Source organism: Oceanobacillus sp. MO10714A, assembly GCF_037072045.1.
GTDB lineage: Bacteria > Bacillota > Bacilli > Bacillales > Amphibacillaceae > Oceanobacillus > Oceanobacillus indicireducens.
Genome location: NZ_JAXHDC010000007.1, coordinates 1 through 21,555, shown reverse-complemented (window position 1 = coordinate 21,555; position 21,555 = coordinate 1). Strand labels below are relative to the sequence as shown.

Genomic DNA, 21,555 nt, shown 5'->3' with positions numbered 1-21,555 from the left:
CCTGGCCCCTCTTTCTTTCCGTGGACGGCTGGTTAACCCAGGCGCACTGGGCATGACCGTTCTTAGCAGGCCTCCCATTGAAGTCTCAAGGTATCGGGAATGCTCCCGGAAAACTCTTATATCCTACATCAGTCTAAAGAGAAATTAATAAAGTGAAACTTCATTCAGTGGGGTTTGGGGTATCCTTCCCCCCCACTGAATGTTAGTTGAACAGAATCAGGGATTTACGGACTGTTTATCCCCGGTCTTCACATATTGGTTTTCCCTCATGTTTAGAGGAGGGGTATTACAGACCGTTAATACGTGAAAAAAATTAGAAAGATGCTAGTAATAGTCTTCCATGTGTTTGATGGTTGCTTTAATGCTTGTGCGTTTTTTTAGGGTTGCTACCGATAGAGTGCTGACGTAGGTTCCTTCTGTTGTGACCATCATTGATTTCGCATGGTTAGTAGGTCCCTTTAGTGTTTTTTCCTGATTGGCATTTTCTATCATTTCTTGTAAGAGCACAGATGAGGAGATGAGCTCGTAATCAATTATTGCAATAATTGTTGAGGATTGTATGACATTCCCATTTCCTATATCAATAAACATAAGGTAAGTTAGGACCTCCTTTAGTGCTTTTCTACAGTTACAGTTCCATTTGTTACTCGGAACAATTCTGCTTCTTTCAATGTTTCATGATGAATACCATCAACGCTTGTTGTCGAAACAAAGGTCTGTACTTTTCCTTGAATGGTATTTAATAAATGGGATTGTCTAAAGTCATCCAGCTCACTTAATACATCATCTAACAGTAAAATCGGATATTCGCCGACTTCATGGTGAATCAATTCGATTTCTGCGAGTTTTAAAGAAAGGGCGGTTGTACGTTGTTGCCCTTGGGAGCCATAGGTCTGAACATCCATTCCATTCACGTAAAAGATTAAATCATCGCGGTGGGGACCAATCAGACTTGTTCCACGTTCGATTTCCTTTTCTTGTATCTCTTCGAATTTATTCTGAAAAGCCGTTTCGATTTCTTCTTCGCTATCCTGTTCAGATACATCGATACTTGCATCGTATTTAATTTCCAGCTCTTCAAGTTCTTGACTGATTTGATGATGAAGCGGTGCTGCCCATTTTCTTAACAGTTTTAAAAAGCTGAACCGTTTCGCTAAAATGATCGCAGCATGCTGGATCAACTGGTCGGTAAGGATCTCAAGCATGGTAACTTGGGTACTGCCTTGACGTTGTAATTGTTTTAGAAGAGAATTACGCTGTTTTAAAATCTTTTGATACTGTGCTAAATGATAAATATATGTCGCCTGGATTTGCCCGAGTTCCATATCAATAAAACGTCTGCGGGCTTGGGGAGGACCTTTTACAAGTGTCAAATCCTCGGGGGCAAACATGACGACATTGAGTGCACCAATGAAATCACTTAATCTGCGTTGTTCCAGATGATTTAGTTTCGCTTTCTTTCCCTTCGTCGAGATAACCATCTCCAGGGGAAGGACCTGACTTTTCTTTTTTACTCTACCTTCTATTTTAGCATATTCTTTGTCCCATTGAATAAGTTCTTTTTCCTTCGTTGTCCGGTGAGACTTTGTAAAGGCTAGACAATAGATTGCTTCCATGAGATTTGTCTTGCCTTGGGCGTTCTCCCCGATAATGACATTGACCTTATCATCAAAAGTAAGGGTGAGCTCATCATAATTTCTAAAGTTTTTAAGGACTAGCTGTTCGATATGCATGCAATCTAGTCCTCGGCACTTACGATATAAGCATTTCCTTCGATTTCGACCGTGTCACCTGGATACAATTTCCGGCCGCGGCGATGTTCCAATTCTCCGTTTACATTAGCTCCGACATCTTTTAGATAGGCTTTGACCATACCGCCGGATTCAAGGATATTAAGAACTTTAATCAACTGACCAAGCGTTATATATTCCGTTGTTATGTTTACTTTTTCCTGCATATCATTCATCACCATGTTTTCTTTTCGTCTTATGAAAAAAAATGGAATAGCATTTCCTGTAAAAGACTTGTTAGTTTTAGTATTTACCGTTAAAAACTCTATAAACCTATTTTACTAAAGTTTTCACCATTTTGAAAGGTAATCCACTGGGGAGGGGCAAAAACTTCTCAAAATGGCTTATTTTTTGTTTTAAATTGAACAAAGGTGCGGGTGTCTATCCAGGTGCAAACTTATTTTTCTTCAGCTGATGTTGACTTTCTTCACGAAGATTATAATTGCTCCTAAGCTCCGCATAAACGTTCGGCAAATTTTCAATTGAAGGATTGTTAAGTTCAGTACTGCGCAAAGCTTGTCCCATCACTTACGCCTTTGTTCAATTAAGCAAAAAACCTTTATCCACATGTGGATAAAGGTTTTTTTTCACTTAGTCTTTATAAAATTAATAGGTCCGGACTGGTAAAATTAATTGTAAAATCGAGTCATCTTCTTTTGGAATGATTACAAATGGGCGCATAGCCCCGGTAAAGTCGATAATCACTTCATCATATTCCATTGATTTTAGTGCATCCATCATATATTTTGAGCTGAAAGAGATCTTCAATTCTTCTCCTTCAATCGTTTCTACAACAATTTCCTCATGAACATTTCCTACTTCCGGTGAGTTACTTGTAATCTCTACAATGGAGCTTCCTTGTGTTGTAAGTTTAACGACATTATTTCTTTCTTCTCTTGCAAGTAGAGAAGCTCTATCGATTGTATTTAATAATTCTTTTGTATTCACGACGATTCTTGTTTTTCTTTCTTCTGGGATAAGTCGAGAAGTTTCCGGATAATTTCCATCAAGTAAACGGGAGAGGAAGCTTAAATGCTTCGTCCTGAAAAGAATTTGGTTATTCGTTACATTGATTTCAACGGTTTCTTCGGTATCATCCAAGATTTTATTTAATTCATTTAAACTTTTTCCAGGTACAACCACATTATGAAACGCAACTTCAGCCGCTTCAATAGCTGTTTTTCGCATTGCTAAGCGGTGACTGTCTGTTGCCGTGAAAGTAAGTTCATTATTCTCTAATTTAATATTTACACCAGTTAATATTGGACGTGTTTCCATCGTTGATACGGCAAATACAGTCTGTTTGATCATATTTTTAAATAAAGGAATCGGCATTTCAAAACTTGTCTCTGCTTCAAGTCTTGGAAGATGCGGATATTCTTCTGCGCTTTGACCAACAAGCGTAAATTCTGATTTACCTGAACTGATTTTTACTTGATAGTTTTCCTCTACAATGAAATCCACGGTATCTTGTGGTAATTTCCTTACAATATCAGGGAAATATCTCGCTTGAAGCACAATTATTCCAGGTTCAATATTTTCAACATTTACATTTCCATTTTCTTCACTAGGAATAAAAGATTCGATCGAAATATCGGAATCACTTCCTGTCAATGTAATACCGTGAATGCTTGCTTCAATTTTCATTCCAGAAAGAATTGGAATGACAGGTCGTGCAGAGATTGCTTTCATTACATCTTGAACAGCAGTTATTAATAAATCTCGTTTGATTGTAAATTTCATGAATTTATCCTCCTAGCGGAAGTTCTCTCTATATATATTATTTATTATAAAAAACAGTAATAATAGTAATAAGGCCTGTTGATATGTGGATAAGTATCTTGATATCTTGTTTCGTATAGTTTTACACATGTTGACAATCTGTTTATAATTGTGAAAGCTTATAAACAGTATACACAGGTATCCCGTTAAATTGATTTGATCGTTTCTATTATTTCATCGATTTCTTGACTGAAAGAAGTATCATCTGCAATCATTTTTGAAATCTTTTCATGGGCATGTATAACAGTTGTATGATCACGCCCCCCAAACTCGTCTCCAATTTTCGGTAAAGAAAGATCAGTCATTTCTCTTGAGAGATACATGGCAATTTGCCTTGGAAAAGCGATTGATTTTGTCCGTTTCTTCGCAGCAAAGTCTTCCATACGAATATTATATTTTCTTGAAACGATTTCTTGAATTCCTTCGACGGTAATTTCTTTTGGCTTATTGCTAGGAATAATATCTTTCAATGCTTCCGCGGCAAGGGCTGCATCAATATCTTGATTGACAAGAGAAGAATAGGCAACAACACGTATTAATGCACCTTCTAATTCACGAATGTTCGTATTGATTTGATTTGCAATATAAAGCATGACTTCGTTCGGTATTTCAAGCCCTTCTGCTTTTGCCTTTTTATTTAAAATTGCGATTCTCGTCTCGAGATCCGGTGGGGTTATATCTGTTATGAGGCCCCATTCAAAGCGGGAACGCAATCTGTCTTCCAATGTCGGAATTTCTTTCGGTGGACGGTCACTAGAGATGATAATTTGCTTACTTTCTTCATGTAATGCATTAAACGTATGAAAAAATTCTTCTTGAGTTGATTCTTTTCCAGCAATAAATTGAATATCATCTATTAATAGGACATCAATATTCCGATATTTATTGCGGAAGGCATTCGATTTATTATCCATGATTGCATTGATGAATTCGTTCGTGAATTTCTCAGAAGTGACATAGGCGACCTTCGCATTAGGATTATGCTCTCTTACATAGTGGCCAATTGCATGCATTAAATGGGTTTTCCCAAGCCCAACTCCACCGTATATAAATAGCGGGTTATAAGCTTTCGCGGGAGCTTCAGCTACAGCTAGGGAAGCAGCATGCGCGAACCGGTTCCCAGCTCCGATTACAAATGTATCAAATGTATACTTTTCATTCAGCATGGAGTTAGGGAAGTCATTGTGGTTCGAAGGTGAAGTTGATTCTTGTCCTGTTTGTTTAGCTTCTTCAGCAGGTGGTGAAGGATCAGGAATAATGAACTTTGTTTCAAGTTTTGATCCAGTTACTTCTTCCAACACTTCATTAATGACATTCGTATATTGGTTTTCTAGCCAATCTCTCGCAAATTCATTCGGTGCAGATACAATCAAAGTTGTCTGGTTTAGCTCTACGGCTTCTGTATTTTTTAACCATGTATCATAACTTGGTTTACTGACCTTTTCTTCAATTTTTTCTAATGCAGCTTGCCACAGCTCTTCAATATTTTCCAATTGGGAATTCACTCCTTTCTGTGTTGATAGGTTATATAGTGGTAGATTTTGTAGACAGGTTAAAATAGCCTCCTTTAATTGCCAAACTGGCAGAAAAAAAGGAGGTGAATGCCAATCTTTTTAATAAAAAGCCTGTGGATGAATGAATATGTAGTCCTTAAAGTTTAGCATGATTTATAAACTATATCCACAATTCTGTGGAAAAAATAATAAAGAAACTGTGAATGACTATCCACAAAGATATCCACAGCCTGTGAATAAAATTTAAGCGCTATTAGTTTTCCACAGATGAAAACATAATAATAATACCAGATAAAAACTAATGGTGCAATGGTTTTTCGACAGTTATCCACATAACTCCCCGCATGTTTATAAAAAAGTATCAACATGCGTTTATCATGTGAGTAAATTGTCGATAGTAGTCGAATAATCTGGTTGGTTGAAAATCAAGGGTGTGTATAAGTTGTTAGTAGGTTATAATGCGGTTTTTGTGTTGTATAACAAGTGGAAATGAAGTGAGGAAGAGCGTGGTAAAATTTAATGTTGACATGAGGTATGTGTATTACGTATAATTATTAAGACCGTCTACTGGATTAGTTAAAAATTAAACTTTAGATATTAGAATCCCTAGGGAGGTGCAGTAAATGAAAAGAACATACCAACCAAGTAACCGTAAGCGTAAAAAAGTACATGGCTTCCGTGCACGTATGGCTACAAAAAATGGACGTAAAGTTTTAGCACGTCGCCGTCGCAAAGGAAGAAAAGTATTATCCGCATAAGCCACTGACAAATCAGTGGTTTTTTTATTAGAAAAGTGGAAGCGCTCATTTGAGGACTTCCTTAAATGAGTGCTTCATAAATATAAGACAAGCTAGAGAGCAATAAAGGTGAAGTGTAATGAAAAAAGCATATCGGATTAAAAAAAATAACGAATTTCAATACATATTCAAGCACGGAAAATCATTCGCAAACCGTCAGCTTGTCATTTATTATGCCGAAAAACCGGGACAAGAACACTTTCGGATTGGCCTATCTGTCGGGAAAAAAATCGGTAATGCCGTGAAAAGAAATCAGATTAAACGCTATTTGCGCCAAGCCTTTCATGAACTGGAAGCAGACATTAAACCGACAGTAGATATGGTCATTATTGCGAGGCAACCTACGAAAAATATGGGCTTCTATGAAATGAAGAAAAGTTTAAGTCATTTATTATATAAGCAGCGACTTTTGAAAAATAAATAAAAAACAAGTTAAACATAGAATCTTATTCGCAATTAGGATAAAATAGCAAATAGAGTTTCACGTACAAGCTAAGGAGGAAAAATGTTGCGCAAAAAATATATACTGCTATTTGCGATGATCGGACTCGCGCTGATGCTTGCAGGCTGTAATGAAATCGATCAACCAATCACTGCAGAAAGTGAAGGAATTTGGAACACGATTTTTGTATATCCGCTTTCATGGGTCATCATAAAAATAGCTGAAATCTTCAATAATAGTTATGGTCTTTCAATTATTATCGTTACTATATTAATTCGTCTATTAATTTTACCATTAAGTATAAAACAAATAAAAAGTTCAAAAGCAATGCAGGAAATCCAACCGAAATTGCAAGAGCTGCAGAAAAAATACAGTTCCAAAGATGCTAACACCCAACAAAAACTACAGCAGGAAACGATGGAGCTGTTCCAGCGAAATGGTGTGAATCCGCTGGCAGGGTGTTTACCAATTTTTGTTCAGATGCCGGTCTTAATTGCGATGTTCCATGCAATCAGACGGACAACAGAAATCAGTCAATACAATTTCTTATGGTTCGAACTCGGTTCACCAGACTATGTTTTACCATTTCTCGTTGCTGGATTCACATTCCTCCAGCAAAAGATTATGATGTCAACAAATACAGCAGCATCGCAGAATCCACAAATGGCGATGCAAATGAATTTAATGCTTTATATGATGCCAATCATGATTGGTGTTATGTCGTTCTTCTTCCCAGCAGCACTTGCGCTATACTGGGTAACAGGTAATATCTTTATGGTTTTACAAACATTACTAATCAATAAACCAATGATGACGAATACCGATACTGGAGGAGACAAAAAGTGAGAGAAATAACTGCTAGCGGTTCAACAGTTGAAGAAGCTGTACAATCAGCTCTACAGCAGTTAGACACGACTGAGGACCGTGTTGAAATTGAGATTATCGATGAAGGTAGAAAAGGAATTCTTGGTTTAATTGGAGCAAAGCCGGCAATCGTTAAAGTTAAGGTAAAACTAGATCCAATTAAGGAAACGGAGAATTTCTTGAAAGAAGTTACAAGAAATATGAATGTTAACGTTGAAATTACATCAACGGTAGAAGAGAATCATGTAACTTTCCAAATGGATGGCGAAAATATCGCAATTCTCATTGGGAAACGCGGACAAACACTCAATGCCTTACAGTATTTAGCTCATCTTGCAATCAATAAACAGAAAGAAACATATTATACCGTAACCTTGGATGCGGAAGGGTACCGAGAGCGCAGACGCGAAACGCTTGAATCGCTCGCCCATAAAATGGCGGATAAAGCGAAACGCTTAAATAAAAAAGTCGCACTCGAACCGATGCCAGCTTTTGAAAGAAAAATCATTCATAGCGCACTCCAAGAATCAGATGGCATCACAACCTATTCCGATGGACAGGAACCACACCGGCATATTGTGATCAAACCATAAATAAATAAACTTGCAATCACCCTTGAAAACAGGGTGATTTTTTTATGCCTTAAAAATTGGGACATGGGGTCAGAGCATTTGTCCCAATTTGATTATCCACATGTGGATAGTATGCAATAACTTCAAATCGTTATCATCCAAGAAAAGTTGATGTGGATAACTTTATTTTCTTGGTGATTTGTGTTATTCTTTTTTGTTAGTGACGTTTACTAGATAATGCACTAATTTAATGATAAAACTAGTTGGAGGTGTAGCAATGACGACAGATACAATTACTGCGATTTCAACACCAATTGGAGAAGGTGCAATTGCGATCGTGCGTTTGAGCGGGCCGGAAGCAATCACCATCACAAATGAACTTTTTACAGGTAAGGATCTTCGTGAGGTAGCAACCCATACAATTAATTATGGGAGAATTATCGACCCTAACACGCGCGACATTGTAGATGAAGTAATGGTTTCTGTTATGCGGGCACCGAAAACTTTTACGCGTGAAGATATAGTAGAAATCAATTGCCATGGTGGAATGGTAGCAGTTAATAAAGTATTAGATATTATATTGTCAAAAGGAGCACGTCTGGCAGAGCCCGGGGAATTTACAAAACGTGCTTTTCTTAATGGAAGAATAGATTTATCGCAAGCGGAAGCTGTCATGGACTTGATCCGCGCGAAAACAGATAAAGCAATGTCTGTTGCAGTGAAGCAAATGGACGGGAGATTATCGAAACTGATTACTGAATTACGTCAGGAACTTCTCGAAACCGTTGCTCATGTGGAAGTAAATATCGATTATCCGGAATATGATGATGTTGAAGAGATGAGTCATGAAATGATGCGGACGAATTCAAGAGAAGTCCACAAGCGGATCAATGAGCTGCTTGAAGTGGCCAATCAAGGGAAAATACTCCGTGAAGGGATTGCTACTGCGATCATAGGCCGTCCAAACGTTGGAAAATCCTCTTTGATGAATACCCTCGTTCAGGAAAATAAAGCAATTGTCACCGATGTTCCAGGAACAACTCGTGATATAATTGAAGAATATGTGAATGTCCGCGGTGTACCGCTTCGTCTCGTTGATACTGCAGGTATTAGAGAGACAGAAGATATTGTTGAAAAAATCGGTGTCGAGCGTTCCCGTCAAGTATTGCAAGAATCGGATTTAATCCTTTTCGTATTAAACTTCAATGAAGAGTTAACAGAAGAGGATATGAAATTATTCGAAACGGTACAAGGACTTGATTATATTGTAATCGTCAATAAGACTGATTTGGAACAAAAAGTTGACCTTGAAAAGGTGAAGGAATTAGCGGGAGACCGTCCAGTAATTACGACTTCTTTAGTAGTGGAAGAAGGAGTAGATAAGTTAGAAAAAGCAATTGCGTCAACCTTTTTCGAAGGTGAAATCGATACAGGCGATATGACTTATGTCTCCAATATTCGCCATATCCAGCTCCTTAAGCAAGCAAAGCAGGCGCTTGAGGATGCCATGGAAGGAATTGAACTAGGAATGCCACTTGATATTGTTCAGATTGATGTAACGAGAACGTGGGAGATTTTAGGTGAAATTGTTGGAGATACAGCAAGCGACAGTCTCATCGACCAGTTGTTTTCTCAATTCTGTTTAGGAAAATAAAACCTTGTTTAGAGGATAGTATAAAAATCATATAAATGTTCAATTGTGGATGAAAATATTTTAGGCCACGTCCAGTTCCAGCGCCCAGCGACTAGCGAGACTTCCTTCACCTCATGACGCGATAATTCAACATCAGCTCGAAACTAAAGGAAGGCCGCTTAATTACGGGCTAAAGCTCAACAGACCCCTAAAGGGGCATGTTTCCTTTATCTCGTACGGGTAAAATAGGAAGTCCGTACGTCGCTGCGACGCACAGGATGTGCTAGTGCAAACGCTCTTCGGTGGGACGAGTAATCGCAGTCCCAGGCGTTGCGAAACGAATCGCGTTTTTAGCCTGCAAGGGCGCTTCCACTTTTGAGCATAGAAAGGGTGAATGAAATGAGTTTTAACGCAGGAAATTACGATATAATCGTTGTTGGGGCAGGCCATGCCGGGGTTGAAGCGGCAGTTGCTGCAGCAAAAAGAGGCGCAAAAACGCTGATGCTAACTCTTAATATTGATATGCTTGCATTTATGCCATGTAATCCTTCCATCGGCGGACCGGCAAAAGGGATTGTTGTTCGCGAAATAGATGCCCTCGGTGGTGTCATGGGGAAGGTAATTGATAAAGCATCCATTCAAATGCGAATGTTAAATACAAGAAAAGGACCTGCTGTACAAGCTTTACGGGCACAAGCTGACAAAACCGTCTACATGAAGGAAATGAGAAAACTGGTAGAGAATCAGGAAAACTTAACCCTTCGTCAAGGAATGGTTGATTCACTAATCATTGAGGACGGTATTTGTAAAGGTGTTGTGACGGAAACGGAAGCGGAATACCGTGCTGAAGCAGTTATCATTACAACAGGAACTTTTATGCGCGGAAAAGTATTAATGGGTCATTTGGAATATGAAAGTGGTCCAAATAATCAGCGTGTTTCCGTGAATCTTTCCGAAAATCTGGAGGAACTTGGTTTTAAACTGAAGCGATTCAAAACAGGTACCCCTCCACGGGTAAATAGTCATACGATTGATTACTCGAAAACGGAAATTCAACCAGGAGATGAGAATCCGCGTAATTTCTCTTATGAAACAACGACGAAAATTATCGACCAGCTACCATGCTGGTTAACACACACGAATGAAAACACACATGGAATCATTAACAATAATTTAGGACTTTCCTCCATGTATTCTGGTGTGAAGCGAGGGACAGGTGCACGTTATTGTCCATCGATCGAGGATAAAATTGTCCGTTTTGACGATAAACCCCGTCATCAAATTTTCCTTGAACCTGAAGGAAGAGATACGGAAGAAGTTTATGTTCAAGGGTTATCGACTTCTCTACCGGAAAACATTCAGTATGAAATGATTAAAACAATCCCAGGACTGGAGAAAGCAGAAATTATGCGTCCAGGCTATGCAATTGAGTATGATGTCGTCACACCAACACAATTATGGCCGACACTTGAAACGAAGAGCATCCCAGGTCTCTTTACCGCTGGGCAAATTAACGGTACATCCGGATATGAAGAGGCGGCTGGTCAAGGAATAATGGCAGGAATTAACGCTGCTTCAAAGGTCCTTGGAAAAGAACCCGTTATTCTTGACCGTTCGCAGGGCTATATCGGTGTACTTATTGACGACCTCGTAACAAAAGGGACGAATGAACCATACCGTTTATTAACATCCCGTGCCGAATATCGCTTGCTTCTCCGTCATGACAATGCGGATATGAGATTAACAGAAATCGGTTATGAAATCGGCTTGATCTCTGAAGAACGCTATAACAAATTAATGGAAAAGAAACGACTCGTAAAAGAAGAGCTGAAACGATTGAAAAAAATTATTATTAAACCAGAACAAGCGAATCATCTACTTGAGACAATCCATTCAACACCATTAAAAGATGCAACAAATGCATATGACTTGTTGAAACGTCCGGAAGTAAACTATAACTTTATCGATCAAATAATTGAATCGAACGAGGCATTAGATGAAGAAGCACGTGAACAGGTCTATATTCGGATCAAATATGAAGGATATATTAAAAAGTCGAACGAACAAGTCGAGCGAATGATGAAGATGGAAGATAAGAAAATCCCTGAGGATATCGATTATGACGAAATCAATGGCCTTGCTTCAGAAGCGAAAGAGAAGCTGAAGAGAATTCGGCCATTATCAGTTGGGCAAGCATCCCGGATATCCGGCGTAAACCCAGCCGACATTTCAATTTTGCTTGTTTATATTGAACAAGGGAATATAGCAAGAGTTGCTAACTAAACAAGCACGTTAACACGAGTGTAAAGGAGCGTAATCTTTAGATGAATCCAGAACAGTTTCGACAAGCACTCTCGGAGCAGGGGATTGAATTAACCGCTGAACAGATGAATCAATTCGCTATTTATTACGAAACCTTGGTGGAATGGAATGAAAAAGTGAACCTTACAGCAATTACCGCTGAAGAGGAGGTTTATTTGAAGCATTTTTATGATTCAATTACTCCTGCATTCTATCAAGATTTTTCCGGTGAACAAACAATTTGCGATATAGGTGCTGGAGCGGGATTTCCCAGCATTCCATTAAAAATTTGCTTCCCGCAATTGAAAGTAACAATCGTGGATTCCTTACAAAAACGAATTGTCTTCCTGAATCATCTTGCTACTGCGCTAGATCTTGAAGGCGTATCTTTTTACCATGATCGCGCAGAGAGTTTCGGGAAGAATGCAAAGTTCCGGGAGAATTATGATATTGTAACGGCCCGCGCTGTTGCAAGAATGTCCGTATTAAGTGAACTTTGCTTACCACTAGTGAAGAAAAACGGTATATTCGTTGCTTTAAAAGGAGCTCAGGCTGAAGAGGAACTCGAAATTGCAAAAAATGCAATTGAATTATTCGGTGGCAAAACAATTGATCAAAAAACGTTCACATTGCCACAAGAAGATAGCGAAAGAACAATCTATTGGATTGAAAAACGTAGAAAAACACCGAAGAAATATCCACGCAAACCTGGCACACCGAATAAAAATCCAATCGAATAAAACTTTTGCCCGCTGATGAACATTAGTGGGCAATTCTTTTTTTCCAGATAGGGATACGGTTAGATTGTACTTTATTAATGGAACACGTATAAATATTACGAAATAGGTCCTTTTATTACGTAATTATGGTAGAATATTAGAAGATAGAGAGATCAGAGACTCATAGAGTAAGATAAAATGTTTCACGTGGAACATTTTAACATCATGCACTAATTTAGCGTAAAAGTATGTAAGGTGGTGTCAACTAGTGGTGAGTCCTTTTAATCGGTTTTTTGGAATAGGGGATAAATCGAATTCGAAGGCTGAAGAAACAGAATTCCACCCTAATGAAGTCATCGAATTAGAAGTTGAAAAAATTGAACCAAACCGATTTCAACCAAGAACGATTTTCGATGATGAAAAGATACAAGAATTAGCGCAAACCATTCACACGCATGGAATGATTCAGCCAATTGTTGTAAGAAAGCTGGATGGGGAACGATACGAACTCATTGCTGGTGAGCGTAGATGGCGAGCGGTAACTTTCCTGGAATGGGAGCAAATACCAGCAATCATTCGTGAAATGTCCGATACGGAAACGGCTTCTGTAGCTTTAATTGAGAACCTTCAGCGGGAGGAGCTTACAGTTATTGAGGAGGCAAGGGCATATGCCCAATTATTGGAGCTTCATTCCTTGACACAAGAAGCACTTGCACAACGTTTAGGTAAAAATCAATCAACGATCGCAAATAAATTAAGGTTGTTAAAGTTACCTGAACCTGTTCAAGAAGCGCTTTTACAAAAAGTGATAACTGAAAGACATGCACGGGCGCTTATTAAAGTGAAAGACGAAACAAAGCAATTGGAAATTCTGCAGTTGATTATCGAACAAGACCTGAATGTGAAACAGACGGAAGAAAGAATAGCTGCATTGAATGAGAAAAATGAAGCCCCGAAACGGAAACGGGCCCAATTAAAAGGAATTAATAAAGATATCCGCATTGCAATGAACACGATCCGTCAATCCCTCTCGATGGTTTCCGATACCGGAGTCAAAGTCGAATCGAATGAGCAGGAGATGGATGACTACTATCAAATTACGATTAAAATTCCGAAAAATAATCAGTAATGATACTTGTAAATTGCTTGTATCCATTTAGAATACCCATCTTTTCGCTTGAGATGGGTATTTCTGCAAGAATTTAAGCAGCTTAATCCACTCGATTATTCACTAGTAAGTTCGAATCAATTTCTATAAGATTAATAAATTAATAGTCTAACTCTAGTATTTAATGATAAAATAAATAGTATATTTTTTAGGTAGGTGTCAACATGGGAAAAATAATGTCCATCGCAAATCAAAAAGGTGGCGTCGGAAAAACTACATCTTCAGTCAACTTGAGCGCGGGACTGGCTTCTTTAGGAAATAAAGTTCTTCTGATCGATACAGACCCACAAGGTAATGCAACAAGTGGGGTAGGGGTTAATAAAGCCGATGTGTCGCACTGTATTTATAACGTACTTGTTGAAGAAGTTCCTGCAGAAGATGTAATTGTTTCCACTGATATGGTCAACTTAGATATAATACCTGCAACGATTCAACTTGCTGGAGCAGAAATAGAGTTAGTACAGATTATGTCGAGAGAAATGCGGTTGAGTAAAGCATTAGAACAACTTCAAGAGGAATATGATTATATCATTATCGATTGTCCACCATCATTAGGTCTTCTTACGCTTAACGCATTAACCGCCTCCAACTCCGTCATCATTCCAGTACAATGTGAGTATTACGCTTTAGAAGGGTTAAGTCAGCTCTTAAACACCATTAGACTTGTACAGAAGCATTTAAACAAGCATTTGATGATTGAAGGTGTTTTACTAACAATGCTTGATGCACGAACAAACCTTGGAATTGAAGTCGTAGCCGAAGTGAAAAAATATTTCCAGGAAAAGGTGTATAAATCTATCATTCCACGAAATATAAGATTGAGTGAAGCACCGAGTCACGGCCAGCCAATTATAAACTATGATCCGAAGTCAAAGGGAGCAGAAGTGTATCTTGAATTAGCAAAGGAAGTGATGCAGAGTGGCGAAAGGGTTGGGTAGAGGTCTAGAAGTGTACTTTCCCGATATGGGTGAGCAAGAAGAACATAGGGTCGAAGAAATAGCAATCAGTGAATGTCGCCCAAATCCGTATCAACCAAGGAAAACATTTCATGCGGATGCGATTGAAGAATTAAAGACAAGTATTTTAGAATACGGAATTATCCAGCCTTTAATTGTACGAAAAAGCATCAAAGGTTATGAAATCGTAGTAGGGGAGAGACGATTTCGTGCAGCGAAAGAAGCTGGCATGGAAACTATTCCAGTCGTCGTAAAAGAACTTTCCGATGAGCGAATGATGGAACTTGCTTTGCTAGAGAACTTGCAGCGGGAAGATTTGACTCCGATAGAAGAAGCCCATGCTTATCGCAATCTAATGGATGAGCTCAAAATCACTCAAGAAGAATTGTCAAAACGTCTTGGGAAGAGCAGGTCCCACATTGCTAATACTGTTCGATTATTATCTTTGCCGGAACAAGTTGTTGCTTATATTAATAATGGTGAGTTGTCCATGGGCCATGGCAAAGCATTAATTGGTTTAAAAGATAAAGGTAAATTAATGCAGCTTGTTAATAAAATCCGTAAAGAGAAGCTGAATGTAAGGCAAGTGGAAAAACTTGTCATAGAATTAAATGAGAAGAAGCAGGTGCGCAAGGAAAAACCGAAGAAAAACGTATTTATTCAAGAACGAGAAGCAATTCTGCGTGATCGGTTAGGAACATCTGTCACGATAAAACAAGGAAAGAAAAAAGGTAAAATTGAAATTGAATTTTACAATGATGATGATTTGCAACGCATCATCGAATTTCTTGAAAAATAAGAGGAAGGACCAACGACTCCATTGTTGGTCCTTCTTTATCCATTTAAATGAAAATCACGTAAGGATCAAAGGCGGTCAGCCCAAAGGCAATCTTTAAAAGTGAACTGATCATTAAAGATGTTCCACGTGAAACATTCGGATAGGTGTAAGCATTTCTTTTTATGTTCCACGTGGAACAAGTAAATAACATGAAGGTGTAAATGATGGTACTGTTTGGAACAATTGTGAATGGATTATTAATTGTAATCGGAAGTATTTTTGGGATGTTTTTTACTCGCATTCCAGAGAAATATAAAGAAACGGTTATGCACGGGATTGGGCTTGCTGTTATCTTGATTGGTTTACAAATGGCCTTTTCCACTGAGAATATTGTAATTGTCCTCATTTCTTTATTGTTTGGTGCAATAATAGGGGAGTTCTTTCGGATAGAGGATGCTTTAAACAGATTGGGTATGTGGTTAGGAAGTAAATTCACGACAAAAGATGATACAATCAGTGTTTCTCAAGGATTTATTACAGGAACGATGATTTTCTGTATCGGTGCGATGGCGATAATTGGAGCACTTGATAGTGGAATAAGGGGAGACCATGAAGTTCTTATTACAAAAGGTATTATTGATGGTTTTACAGCACTCGTTTTAACGACGACATTAGGATTTGGCGTTCTCTTTTCCGTTATCCCGCTTATACTATACCAAGGTGCGATTACTTTATTTGCTACCCAGATTGAAAAGTGGGTGCCAGAAGCTATGCTGGAAGGATTAATACTTGAAATAACATCGGTCGGGGGTTTGCTGATTGTTGCAATCGGTTTAAATTTATTGAAAATCAAAGAAATCCGAGTTGCCAACTTAATGCCTGCACTATTACTTGTTGTACTGATTTATTATGCTTTTCAATTGTTTTAGATTACATAAGATAGACAAAAATAGAGTCACTATACAATGTGGCTCTATTTTTTGTCTATTTTAACTGATCTACGAATTTTTTAGCGTCAATTAACGAGAGACCTTTTTCCTCACGTACATACTTTACAGTTTTCACATCGCCAACCGTGGCAATCTTTTCTTTTACCGATTGAATGAATTCCTCATCATTCTCTATGTGAAGCGATTGTTTGTTCTGCTCCTCCAATCGATTTATTTGTTTACTTTGTCCATAAATAAGCAGAAGAAGAACACCGTTCATGATTAATGAAACGATAACTACCCATTCTATATTGATGATAAAACCTCCAGTCAGAGTTTTTTAGATAATAAAGTGTACTATTATCTATGACTCTAACAAGAGAATACAAATAAATAAAGTTGAAATCAAGGAAGAGTAGGGTAAATGATATTAAATCATTTGATTTCTTTCCGGATGATTGCGTAGAACAGCAGGGCGGATAAAACTAGGACTTAGTTGTTGATCGATGATATTAAGTAATTCAGCGATCGTTTCCGCCATGTCCATCACCATCGATAATCTTGTGCTTTGTAAAACTGCGTGATCCATAAAACCACCAGAGTTCACAACCCCTGTAAGATGAATATCCCCAATCTCCGGTAGTGCTTTCTTTAAAGCTGCACCAGGCTTTAAAGGTCCAATACCTGTTATTAAATGCCCAATCGACGTATTTCTCCCTAAACAGGCATCGACTGCAATAATGAATGGATGTCGATGCTTATTCTTAATTTCAGCGATATATTCCATTAAATTTGTCGCATGAACCGGTTGATGGAGGGTGCCATAAATATTAAAGTGTTGTGGTTTTTTTGCGGTCAGTAATGTGCCGGTTAAAGGTCCAAGCGCATCCCCAGTCGAACGGTCGGTTCCAATACAGACGACAATGTATTCGCGCGGTAATCTAGGGAACCAGGAAATAATCTTTTCGCTAACTTTATCGATAACTTGTTCTTCATTATAGTGAATTCGATAGTTGAAATTCTTTTGCTCGGACGGTTTCTGATTCATAGCTTATCCTCCAAAAACATATTGGTATAGTATATGGCATTTTTCTGAAAACTATACATCGTGAGCGGAGGAATAAGGATGGTTCGTGCAGGGATGAAAAATATGTTTCTAATAACAGGTGCAGTAATGGGGGCTGGTTATGCGTCTGGGAGGGAAATCTGGCAATTTTTTGGTGCGGGAAGTGGACTTGCTATTCTTTTGTTCACGGGTTTCTTTATATTATGTACGATAACGATTTTAAATATCAGTTATAAATTACAGAGTACGAATTATGTGCCAGTTCTTCATCAATTAACAGGAAAGAAGTTGGCAGTTGTTTATGATTATTTAATCTTCATTTATCTTTTTTGTGTAACTGTCGTGATGATTGCTGGGAGTGGGGCGACGTTTGAGTCATTTGGAATCCCGTTCTGGTGGGGAACTATCTTTATTTTTGCAGGTCTTATGATTATTTTTAGTAAAGGAATTGGTGAATTATTAAATATTAATCAATTATTAATGCCATTATTGATAATTGCGCTTTTTGTTATTTTACTTGTTTTCATAAAAGGAGAAGAGATATCATTTCAAAGTAATTGGGATAGTCAGGATAACTGGACGGCCGCTTTTCCATTTACTGCATTAAATATTTTACCGTTAATTGCCGTTCTGGGGGCAATCGGCAATCGAATTAAATCCAAAGGGGAAATATATATTGCTTCGATTTCAAGTGGTCTCATTCTTGGGTTTATCACGTTTATTTATAATACAAGCTTAACGGAGCTTGCCAAACAAGTGGAATTACCTGCTATCCCGCTTTATTTAATCATTAATAATTATGGACAAGTTGTAATCGTCGTGATGATGCTCATGCTTTGGCTTGCAATATACACAACGGCTGCAGCGACCTTACTCGGAATGATTACTAGAGTAAATAAAAAATACGGTTTTTCTTTATTAAAAATGGCTACGATTATGTTAGTGATTATGCTCCCATTCAGTCTCATCAGCTTTACCCAACTTGTTGCTTTTATTTACCCACTATACGGAATATTGAATTTATATATATTAGTAAAATTACTCCTTTATCCAATAGGGAAGAATAATAGGTGAATATTAATTGTAACAAACACTAAAACATAGGTATAATAGAGATAGACTATTTCACGTTGTACGAATGAAAAAGGAGGCATCAGATTGGCGGATAAAGAGTTTGCATTAAATGATATTGTCGAAATGAAAAAACCGCATCCTTGTGGAGAAAACCGCTGGAAGATCATCCGTATGGGTATGGATATCCGAATCAAATGCCAAGGTTGCGATCACAGCGTCATGATCCCTCGCCGGGAATTTACCAAAAAACTGAAAAAAGTCCTCGAGAAAGCCGAATAAATTCGGGACAAGAGGGTTGGAGCATTTGTCCCTCTAATTTTTCCGCAAAAGAGTTAAATTTGATAAATATCTGAATTAGATAGTATGATAATAGAAGAGTAGTCTAGGAAAACGTAAATATTGCACGCAAATGATAAAAGTAGGTACAATTTGTTACCTATTTTTCTTTTTTTAGTTTTTTCCTTTTCCTATTACTTATACTATACTTAGAGTAACGAACGCGTTCGTCACGAAAGAAATCCTTAAGGAGTGGAATTTTAATGAGCCTTACAGCAGGAATCGTCGGGCTTCCGAACGTTGGAAAATCTACATTATTCAACGCTATTACACAGGCAGGGGTTGAAGCAGCAAACTATCCGTTCGCAACAATCGATCCAAACGTCGGTGTAGTGGAAGTACCTGATGAGCGTCTAGATAAATTAACTGAACTTGTAAAACCGAAGAAAACGGTACCGACCGCATTTGAATTTACGGATATCGCTGGAATTGTAAAAGGGGCAAGTAAGGGAGAGGGACTTGGTAACCAATTCCTATCCCATATTCGTCAAGTGGATGCCATTTGTCAGGTCGTCCGTTGTTTTGAAGATGAGAATATTACCCATGTATCTGGAAAAGTCGATCCGATTGATGATATCGAGATCATTAACTTAGAATTAATCTTAGCAGACTTGGAAACTGTAGAGAAACGTTATCAGCGGGTGGAAAAGCTGGCTAGACAGAAGGATAAAGATTCAATACAGGAATTTGAAGTATTGTCCAAGCTAAAAGAAGCACTCGAAAATGACCAGCCAGCACGTACAGTCGAATTCAATGAAGATCAGGACAAAATTGTAAAAGGACTGCATCTCCTTACAAACAAACCAATCCTATATGTTGCAAACGTGAAAGAAGATGAAGTTGCTGACCCTGATGCGAATGAAAATGTGCAAAAGGTGAAAGAATATGCCGCGAAAGAAAATGCAGAAGTCATAGTTGTTTGTGCAAAAATTGAAGAAGAGATTGCTGAACTGGAGCCTGACGAAAAGGACATGTTCCTAGAAGAACTGGGCATTGCAGAGTCAGGCCTTGATAAGCTTATCAAAGCCTCCTACAACTTATTAGGCTTTGGCACATACTTTACTGCAGGTGAGCAGGAAGTGCGCGCTTGGACGTTTAGAAAAGGAATTAAAGCACCGCAAGCAGCAGGAATTATCCATACAGACTTTGAGAGAGGATTTATCCGTGCTGAGACGGTATCTTATGATGATTTGTTAGAAGCAGGTTCAATGGCAATTGCAAGAGAAAACGGGAGAATCCGTTTAGAAGGAAAAGATTATATTGTTCAGGACGGCGATGTGATCCATTTCCGCTTTAATGTGTAATGCTCTAGGATAAACGTAAAAAAAAGGATCTCGAAACCTTGTTTAATGAAAAATAGTTTGGTATAATATCTTATTGTGAGTAATTATATTTTATAAATTGCTCCTTGCTCCCAGAGTTATTCTGGAAGCCGCTAAGACCAAAAGGAGGTGTAACGGATGAACAAATATGAAACCATGTATATCATCCGCCCAGACATTGAAGAAGAGGCGCAAACAAATCTAATTGAGCGTTTCAACAAAATTCTTACAGATAATGGCGCGGAGATCACAAAAGTTGATGAGATGGGCAAACGTCGTCTTGCTTATGAAATCAATGAGTACCGCGATGGATATTATGTTGTCATTAACTTCACTGGCGGTGAAGAAGCAGTTAACGAATTCGACCGTCTAGCTAAGTTCTCTGATGATATTGTCCGTCATATGACAATTCGAGATGAACAATAATAAGGAGTGGTTCTGATGTTAAATCGTGTCGTATTAGTAGGCAGGTTAACAAGGGATCCTGATTTACGTTATACACCAAACGGAATAGCAGTGGCTAACTTCAATATCGCAGTGAACCGTCCTTTTTCTAATCAGCAGGGAGAACGTGAGGCAGATTTTATTAATGGTGTCGTGTGGCGCCGCCAAGCGGAAAACCTTGCAAACTTTATGAGAAAAGGCAGTTTGATCGGTGTTGATGGTCGTTTGCAATCACGTACGTATGAAGATCAGGATGGTAAAACCGTTTATGTAACTGAAGTTGTTGCAGACAGCATTCAATTCCTGGAGTCAAAAAATGCTTCTCAAGATAGAGGCGGTGGTGCACCAGGATACCAGCCGAACCAGAACCAATTTCAAAATCAAAATCAAAGTCAGTTTGGTGGACAAGGCCAGTTCCAACCAAGCCCGAACCAAAATCAAGGCCAGGGTCCGAGTCAAGGTCAAGCAACGGAAGATCCATTCCGCAATAATGGAGAACCAATTGACATTTCGGATGATGACTTGCCATTTTAATAGTAATTAGAATCACTTGTAAAATTAACTTAACTGTTCGTGATGAACATCAATAATACAATAAACAATAAAGCAAAGGAGGTAATCGCTCATGGCAGCTCGTCGTGGACGTGGTGGTAGACGCCGTAAAGTTTGTTATTTCACAGCTAACGGTATTACCCATATCGACTATAAAGATGTTGATTTATTAAGACGTTTCATTTCCGAACGTGGAAAAATTCTTCCTCGTCGTGTAACTGGAACTTCTGCAAAATATCAGCGTAAACTAACAGTAGCTATCAAACGTGCTCGCCAAATGGCACTTCTGCCGTTTGTTGCGGAGTAAGATAAAAATAAACACCTCAAAACGATTTCGCTTCGTTTTGAGGTGTTTTTATCTTTCTTAATCACTACTTCTTACTTCCATGTTCCGGATACGGATTAGCCGGTTATACATATCCATTAAAAATCCGAGCCCAAACATGAAGAATAAAGTACCAATACCGATCCCAGTCATTTCTGAACGATATAAAATAATGACGATACTAATTACTA

24 protein-coding genes are annotated in these 21,555 nt (G+C 38.3%); 17 read left to right on the top strand and 7 right to left on the bottom strand.

Features of this window, described 5'->3' with window-relative positions; translation table 11 throughout:
* Positions 1–324 precede the first annotated feature (324 nt).
* The 5 genes from remB to dnaA form a co-directional block, all read right to left on the bottom strand.
* Positions 325–591: an extracellular matrix regulator RemB gene (gene remB, locus SPD53_RS06965; protein ID WP_336252074.1), complete on the bottom strand. Its 267-nt coding sequence runs from the start codon at positions 589–591 to the stop codon at positions 325–327.
* 20 nt (positions 592–611) lie between these two features.
* On the bottom strand, positions 612–1,733 hold the full coding sequence (gene recF, locus SPD53_RS06960) for a DNA replication/repair protein RecF (RefSeq protein WP_156855328.1): 1,122 nt from the start codon (positions 1,731–1,733) through the stop codon (positions 612–614).
* A 5-nt stretch (positions 1,734–1,738) separates the two neighbouring features.
* Entirely contained in the window at positions 1,739–1,957 is a 219-nt protein-coding gene (gene yaaA / locus SPD53_RS06955; RefSeq protein ID WP_156855361.1) for a S4 domain-containing protein YaaA, read from the bottom strand.
* A 439-nt stretch (positions 1,958–2,396) separates the two neighbouring features.
* Complete coding sequence (dnaN, locus tag SPD53_RS06950; RefSeq protein WP_156855329.1) at positions 2,397–3,533, bottom strand: DNA polymerase III subunit beta; 1,137 nt, start codon at positions 3,531–3,533, stop codon at positions 2,397–2,399.
* A gap of 185 nt (positions 3,534–3,718) precedes the next feature.
* Entirely contained in the window at positions 3,719–5,065 is a 1,347-nt protein-coding gene (gene dnaA / locus SPD53_RS06945) for a chromosomal replication initiator protein DnaA (RefSeq protein WP_336252073.1), read from the bottom strand.
* A 644-nt stretch (positions 5,066–5,709) separates the two neighbouring features.
* Here dnaA and rpmH point away from each other — a divergent pair.
* The 11 genes from rpmH (at position 5,710) to SPD53_RS06890 (ending at position 16,245) form a co-directional block, all read left to right on the top strand.
* Positions 5,710–5,844: a 50S ribosomal protein L34 gene (gene rpmH / locus SPD53_RS06940; RefSeq protein WP_156855331.1), complete on the top strand. Its 135-nt coding sequence runs from the start codon at positions 5,710–5,712 to the stop codon at positions 5,842–5,844.
* A 118-nt stretch (positions 5,845–5,962) separates the two neighbouring features.
* Entirely contained in the window at positions 5,963–6,307 is a 345-nt protein-coding gene (gene rnpA, locus SPD53_RS06935) for a ribonuclease P protein component (RefSeq protein ID WP_156855332.1), read from the top strand.
* 84 nt (positions 6,308–6,391) lie between these two features.
* Positions 6,392–7,171: a membrane protein insertase YidC gene (yidC, locus tag SPD53_RS06930; RefSeq protein WP_156855362.1), complete on the top strand. Its 780-nt coding sequence runs from the start codon at positions 6,392–6,394 to the stop codon at positions 7,169–7,171.
* Entirely contained in the window at positions 7,168–7,782 is a 615-nt protein-coding gene (gene jag / locus SPD53_RS06925; protein ID WP_156855333.1) for an RNA-binding cell elongation regulator Jag/EloR, read from the top strand. The genes yidC and jag overlap by 4 nt, the downstream gene beginning before the upstream one ends.
* Positions 7,783–8,038: 256 nt before the next feature.
* Positions 8,039–9,415: a tRNA uridine-5-carboxymethylaminomethyl(34) synthesis GTPase MnmE gene (gene mnmE, locus SPD53_RS06920; RefSeq protein ID WP_156855334.1), complete on the top strand. Its 1,377-nt coding sequence runs from the start codon at positions 8,039–8,041 to the stop codon at positions 9,413–9,415.
* Positions 9,416–9,793: 378 nt separating this feature from the next.
* On the top strand, positions 9,794–11,677 hold the full coding sequence (gene mnmG, locus SPD53_RS06915; protein WP_156855335.1) for a tRNA uridine-5-carboxymethylaminomethyl(34) synthesis enzyme MnmG: 1,884 nt from the start codon (positions 9,794–9,796) through the stop codon (positions 11,675–11,677).
* Between the two features lie 41 nt (positions 11,678–11,718).
* Complete coding sequence (gene rsmG, locus SPD53_RS06910) at positions 11,719–12,435, top strand: 16S rRNA (guanine(527)-N(7))-methyltransferase RsmG (protein WP_156855336.1); 717 nt, start codon at positions 11,719–11,721, stop codon at positions 12,433–12,435.
* Between the two features lie 247 nt (positions 12,436–12,682).
* Positions 12,683–13,543 (top strand): nucleoid occlusion protein, encoded by an 861-nt coding sequence (gene noc, locus SPD53_RS06905; protein WP_156855337.1) that lies wholly within the window; start codon positions 12,683–12,685, stop codon positions 13,541–13,543.
* Positions 13,544–13,746: 203 nt separating this feature from the next.
* On the top strand, positions 13,747–14,520 hold the full coding sequence (locus tag SPD53_RS06900) for a ParA family protein (RefSeq protein ID WP_156855338.1): 774 nt from the start codon (positions 13,747–13,749) through the stop codon (positions 14,518–14,520).
* Complete coding sequence (locus SPD53_RS06895; protein WP_336252072.1) at positions 14,501–15,337, top strand: ParB/RepB/Spo0J family partition protein; 837 nt, start codon at positions 14,501–14,503, stop codon at positions 15,335–15,337. Before SPD53_RS06900 ends, SPD53_RS06895 begins: the two co-directional genes overlap by 20 nt.
* Positions 15,338–15,540: 203 nt before the next feature.
* Complete coding sequence (locus tag SPD53_RS06890; protein WP_156855363.1) at positions 15,541–16,245, top strand: DUF554 domain-containing protein; 705 nt, start codon at positions 15,541–15,543, stop codon at positions 16,243–16,245.
* Positions 16,246–16,300: 55 nt separating this feature from the next.
* Here the strand turns inward: SPD53_RS06890 and SPD53_RS06885 are convergent, their stop codons facing one another.
* Together SPD53_RS06885 and yyaC are read right to left on the bottom strand one after the other, a co-directional pair.
* Positions 16,301–16,525, bottom strand: a complete 225-nt coding sequence (locus tag SPD53_RS06885; protein WP_156855340.1) for a hypothetical protein — start codon at positions 16,523–16,525, stop codon at positions 16,301–16,303.
* A 150-nt stretch (positions 16,526–16,675) separates the two neighbouring features.
* A complete protein-coding gene (yyaC, locus tag SPD53_RS06880) occupies positions 16,676–17,293 on the bottom strand; it encodes a spore protease YyaC (protein WP_156855341.1) in 618 nt (205 codons plus the stop codon).
* Positions 17,294–17,371: 78 nt separating this feature from the next.
* Here yyaC and SPD53_RS06875 point away from each other — a divergent pair, with 78 nt between their 5' ends.
* From SPD53_RS06875 to rpsR, 6 genes are all read left to right on the top strand, one after another.
* Positions 17,372–18,385, top strand: coding sequence for a YkvI family membrane protein (locus SPD53_RS06875; protein ID WP_336252071.1), 1,014 nt, complete (start codon positions 17,372–17,374; stop codon positions 18,383–18,385).
* A gap of 84 nt (positions 18,386–18,469) precedes the next feature.
* Positions 18,470–18,664 (top strand): DUF951 domain-containing protein, encoded by a 195-nt coding sequence (locus SPD53_RS06870; RefSeq protein WP_156855343.1) that lies wholly within the window; start codon positions 18,470–18,472, stop codon positions 18,662–18,664.
* A 260-nt stretch (positions 18,665–18,924) separates the two neighbouring features.
* On the top strand, positions 18,925–20,025 hold the full coding sequence (gene ychF / locus SPD53_RS06865; RefSeq protein WP_336252070.1) for a redox-regulated ATPase YchF: 1,101 nt from the start codon (positions 18,925–18,927) through the stop codon (positions 20,023–20,025).
* A gap of 156 nt (positions 20,026–20,181) precedes the next feature.
* Positions 20,182–20,469: a 30S ribosomal protein S6 gene (rpsF, locus tag SPD53_RS06860; protein WP_156855345.1), complete on the top strand. Its 288-nt coding sequence runs from the start codon at positions 20,182–20,184 to the stop codon at positions 20,467–20,469.
* A 15-nt stretch (positions 20,470–20,484) separates the two neighbouring features.
* Complete coding sequence (gene ssb / locus SPD53_RS06855) at positions 20,485–21,021, top strand: single-stranded DNA-binding protein (RefSeq protein ID WP_156855346.1); 537 nt, start codon at positions 20,485–20,487, stop codon at positions 21,019–21,021.
* A 91-nt stretch (positions 21,022–21,112) separates the two neighbouring features.
* A complete protein-coding gene (rpsR, locus tag SPD53_RS06850) occupies positions 21,113–21,346 on the top strand; it encodes a 30S ribosomal protein S18 (protein WP_188856948.1) in 234 nt (77 codons plus the stop codon).
* The last annotated feature ends 209 nt before the right edge of the window (positions 21,347–21,555 follow it).

Bases quoted from the DNA above. Each gene is read 5' to 3' on its own strand.
- remB (WP_336252074.1), bottom strand. From the start codon at position 591: ATGTTTATTGATATAGGAAATGGGAATGTCATACAATCCTCAACAATT.
- recF (WP_156855328.1), bottom strand. From the start codon at position 1,733: ATGCATATCGAACAGCTAGTCCTTAAAAACTTTAGAAATTATGATGAG.
- yaaA (WP_156855361.1), bottom strand. From the start codon at position 1,957: ATGCAGGAAAAAGTAAACATAACAACGGAATATATAACGCTTGGTCAG.
- dnaN (WP_156855329.1), bottom strand. From the start codon at position 3,533: ATGAAATTTACAATCAAACGAGATTTATTAATAACTGCTGTTCAAGAT.
- rpmH (WP_156855331.1), top strand. From the start codon at position 5,710: ATGAAAAGAACATACCAACCAAGTAACCGTAAGCGTAAAAAAGTACAT.
- rnpA (WP_156855332.1), top strand. From the start codon at position 5,963: ATGAAAAAAGCATATCGGATTAAAAAAAATAACGAATTTCAATACATA.
- mnmE (WP_156855334.1), top strand. From the start codon at position 8,039: ATGACGACAGATACAATTACTGCGATTTCAACACCAATTGGAGAAGGT.
- mnmG (WP_156855335.1), top strand. From the start codon at position 9,794: ATGAGTTTTAACGCAGGAAATTACGATATAATCGTTGTTGGGGCAGGC.
- rsmG (WP_156855336.1), top strand. From the start codon at position 11,719: ATGAATCCAGAACAGTTTCGACAAGCACTCTCGGAGCAGGGGATTGAA.
- SPD53_RS06900 (WP_156855338.1), top strand. From the start codon at position 13,747: ATGGGAAAAATAATGTCCATCGCAAATCAAAAAGGTGGCGTCGGAAAA.
- SPD53_RS06890 (WP_156855363.1), top strand. From the start codon at position 15,541: ATGGTACTGTTTGGAACAATTGTGAATGGATTATTAATTGTAATCGGA.
- SPD53_RS06885 (WP_156855340.1), bottom strand. From the start codon at position 16,525: ATGAACGGTGTTCTTCTTCTGCTTATTTATGGACAAAGTAAACAAATA.
- yyaC (WP_156855341.1), bottom strand. From the start codon at position 17,293: ATGAATCAGAAACCGTCCGAGCAAAAGAATTTCAACTATCGAATTCAC.
- SPD53_RS06875 (WP_336252071.1), top strand. From the start codon at position 17,372: ATGGTTCGTGCAGGGATGAAAAATATGTTTCTAATAACAGGTGCAGTA.
- ychF (WP_336252070.1), top strand. From the start codon at position 18,925: ATGAGCCTTACAGCAGGAATCGTCGGGCTTCCGAACGTTGGAAAATCT.
- rpsF (WP_156855345.1), top strand. From the start codon at position 20,182: ATGAACAAATATGAAACCATGTATATCATCCGCCCAGACATTGAAGAA.
- ssb (WP_156855346.1), top strand. From the start codon at position 20,485: ATGTTAAATCGTGTCGTATTAGTAGGCAGGTTAACAAGGGATCCTGAT.
- rpsR (WP_188856948.1), top strand. From the start codon at position 21,113: ATGGCAGCTCGTCGTGGACGTGGTGGTAGACGCCGTAAAGTTTGTTAT.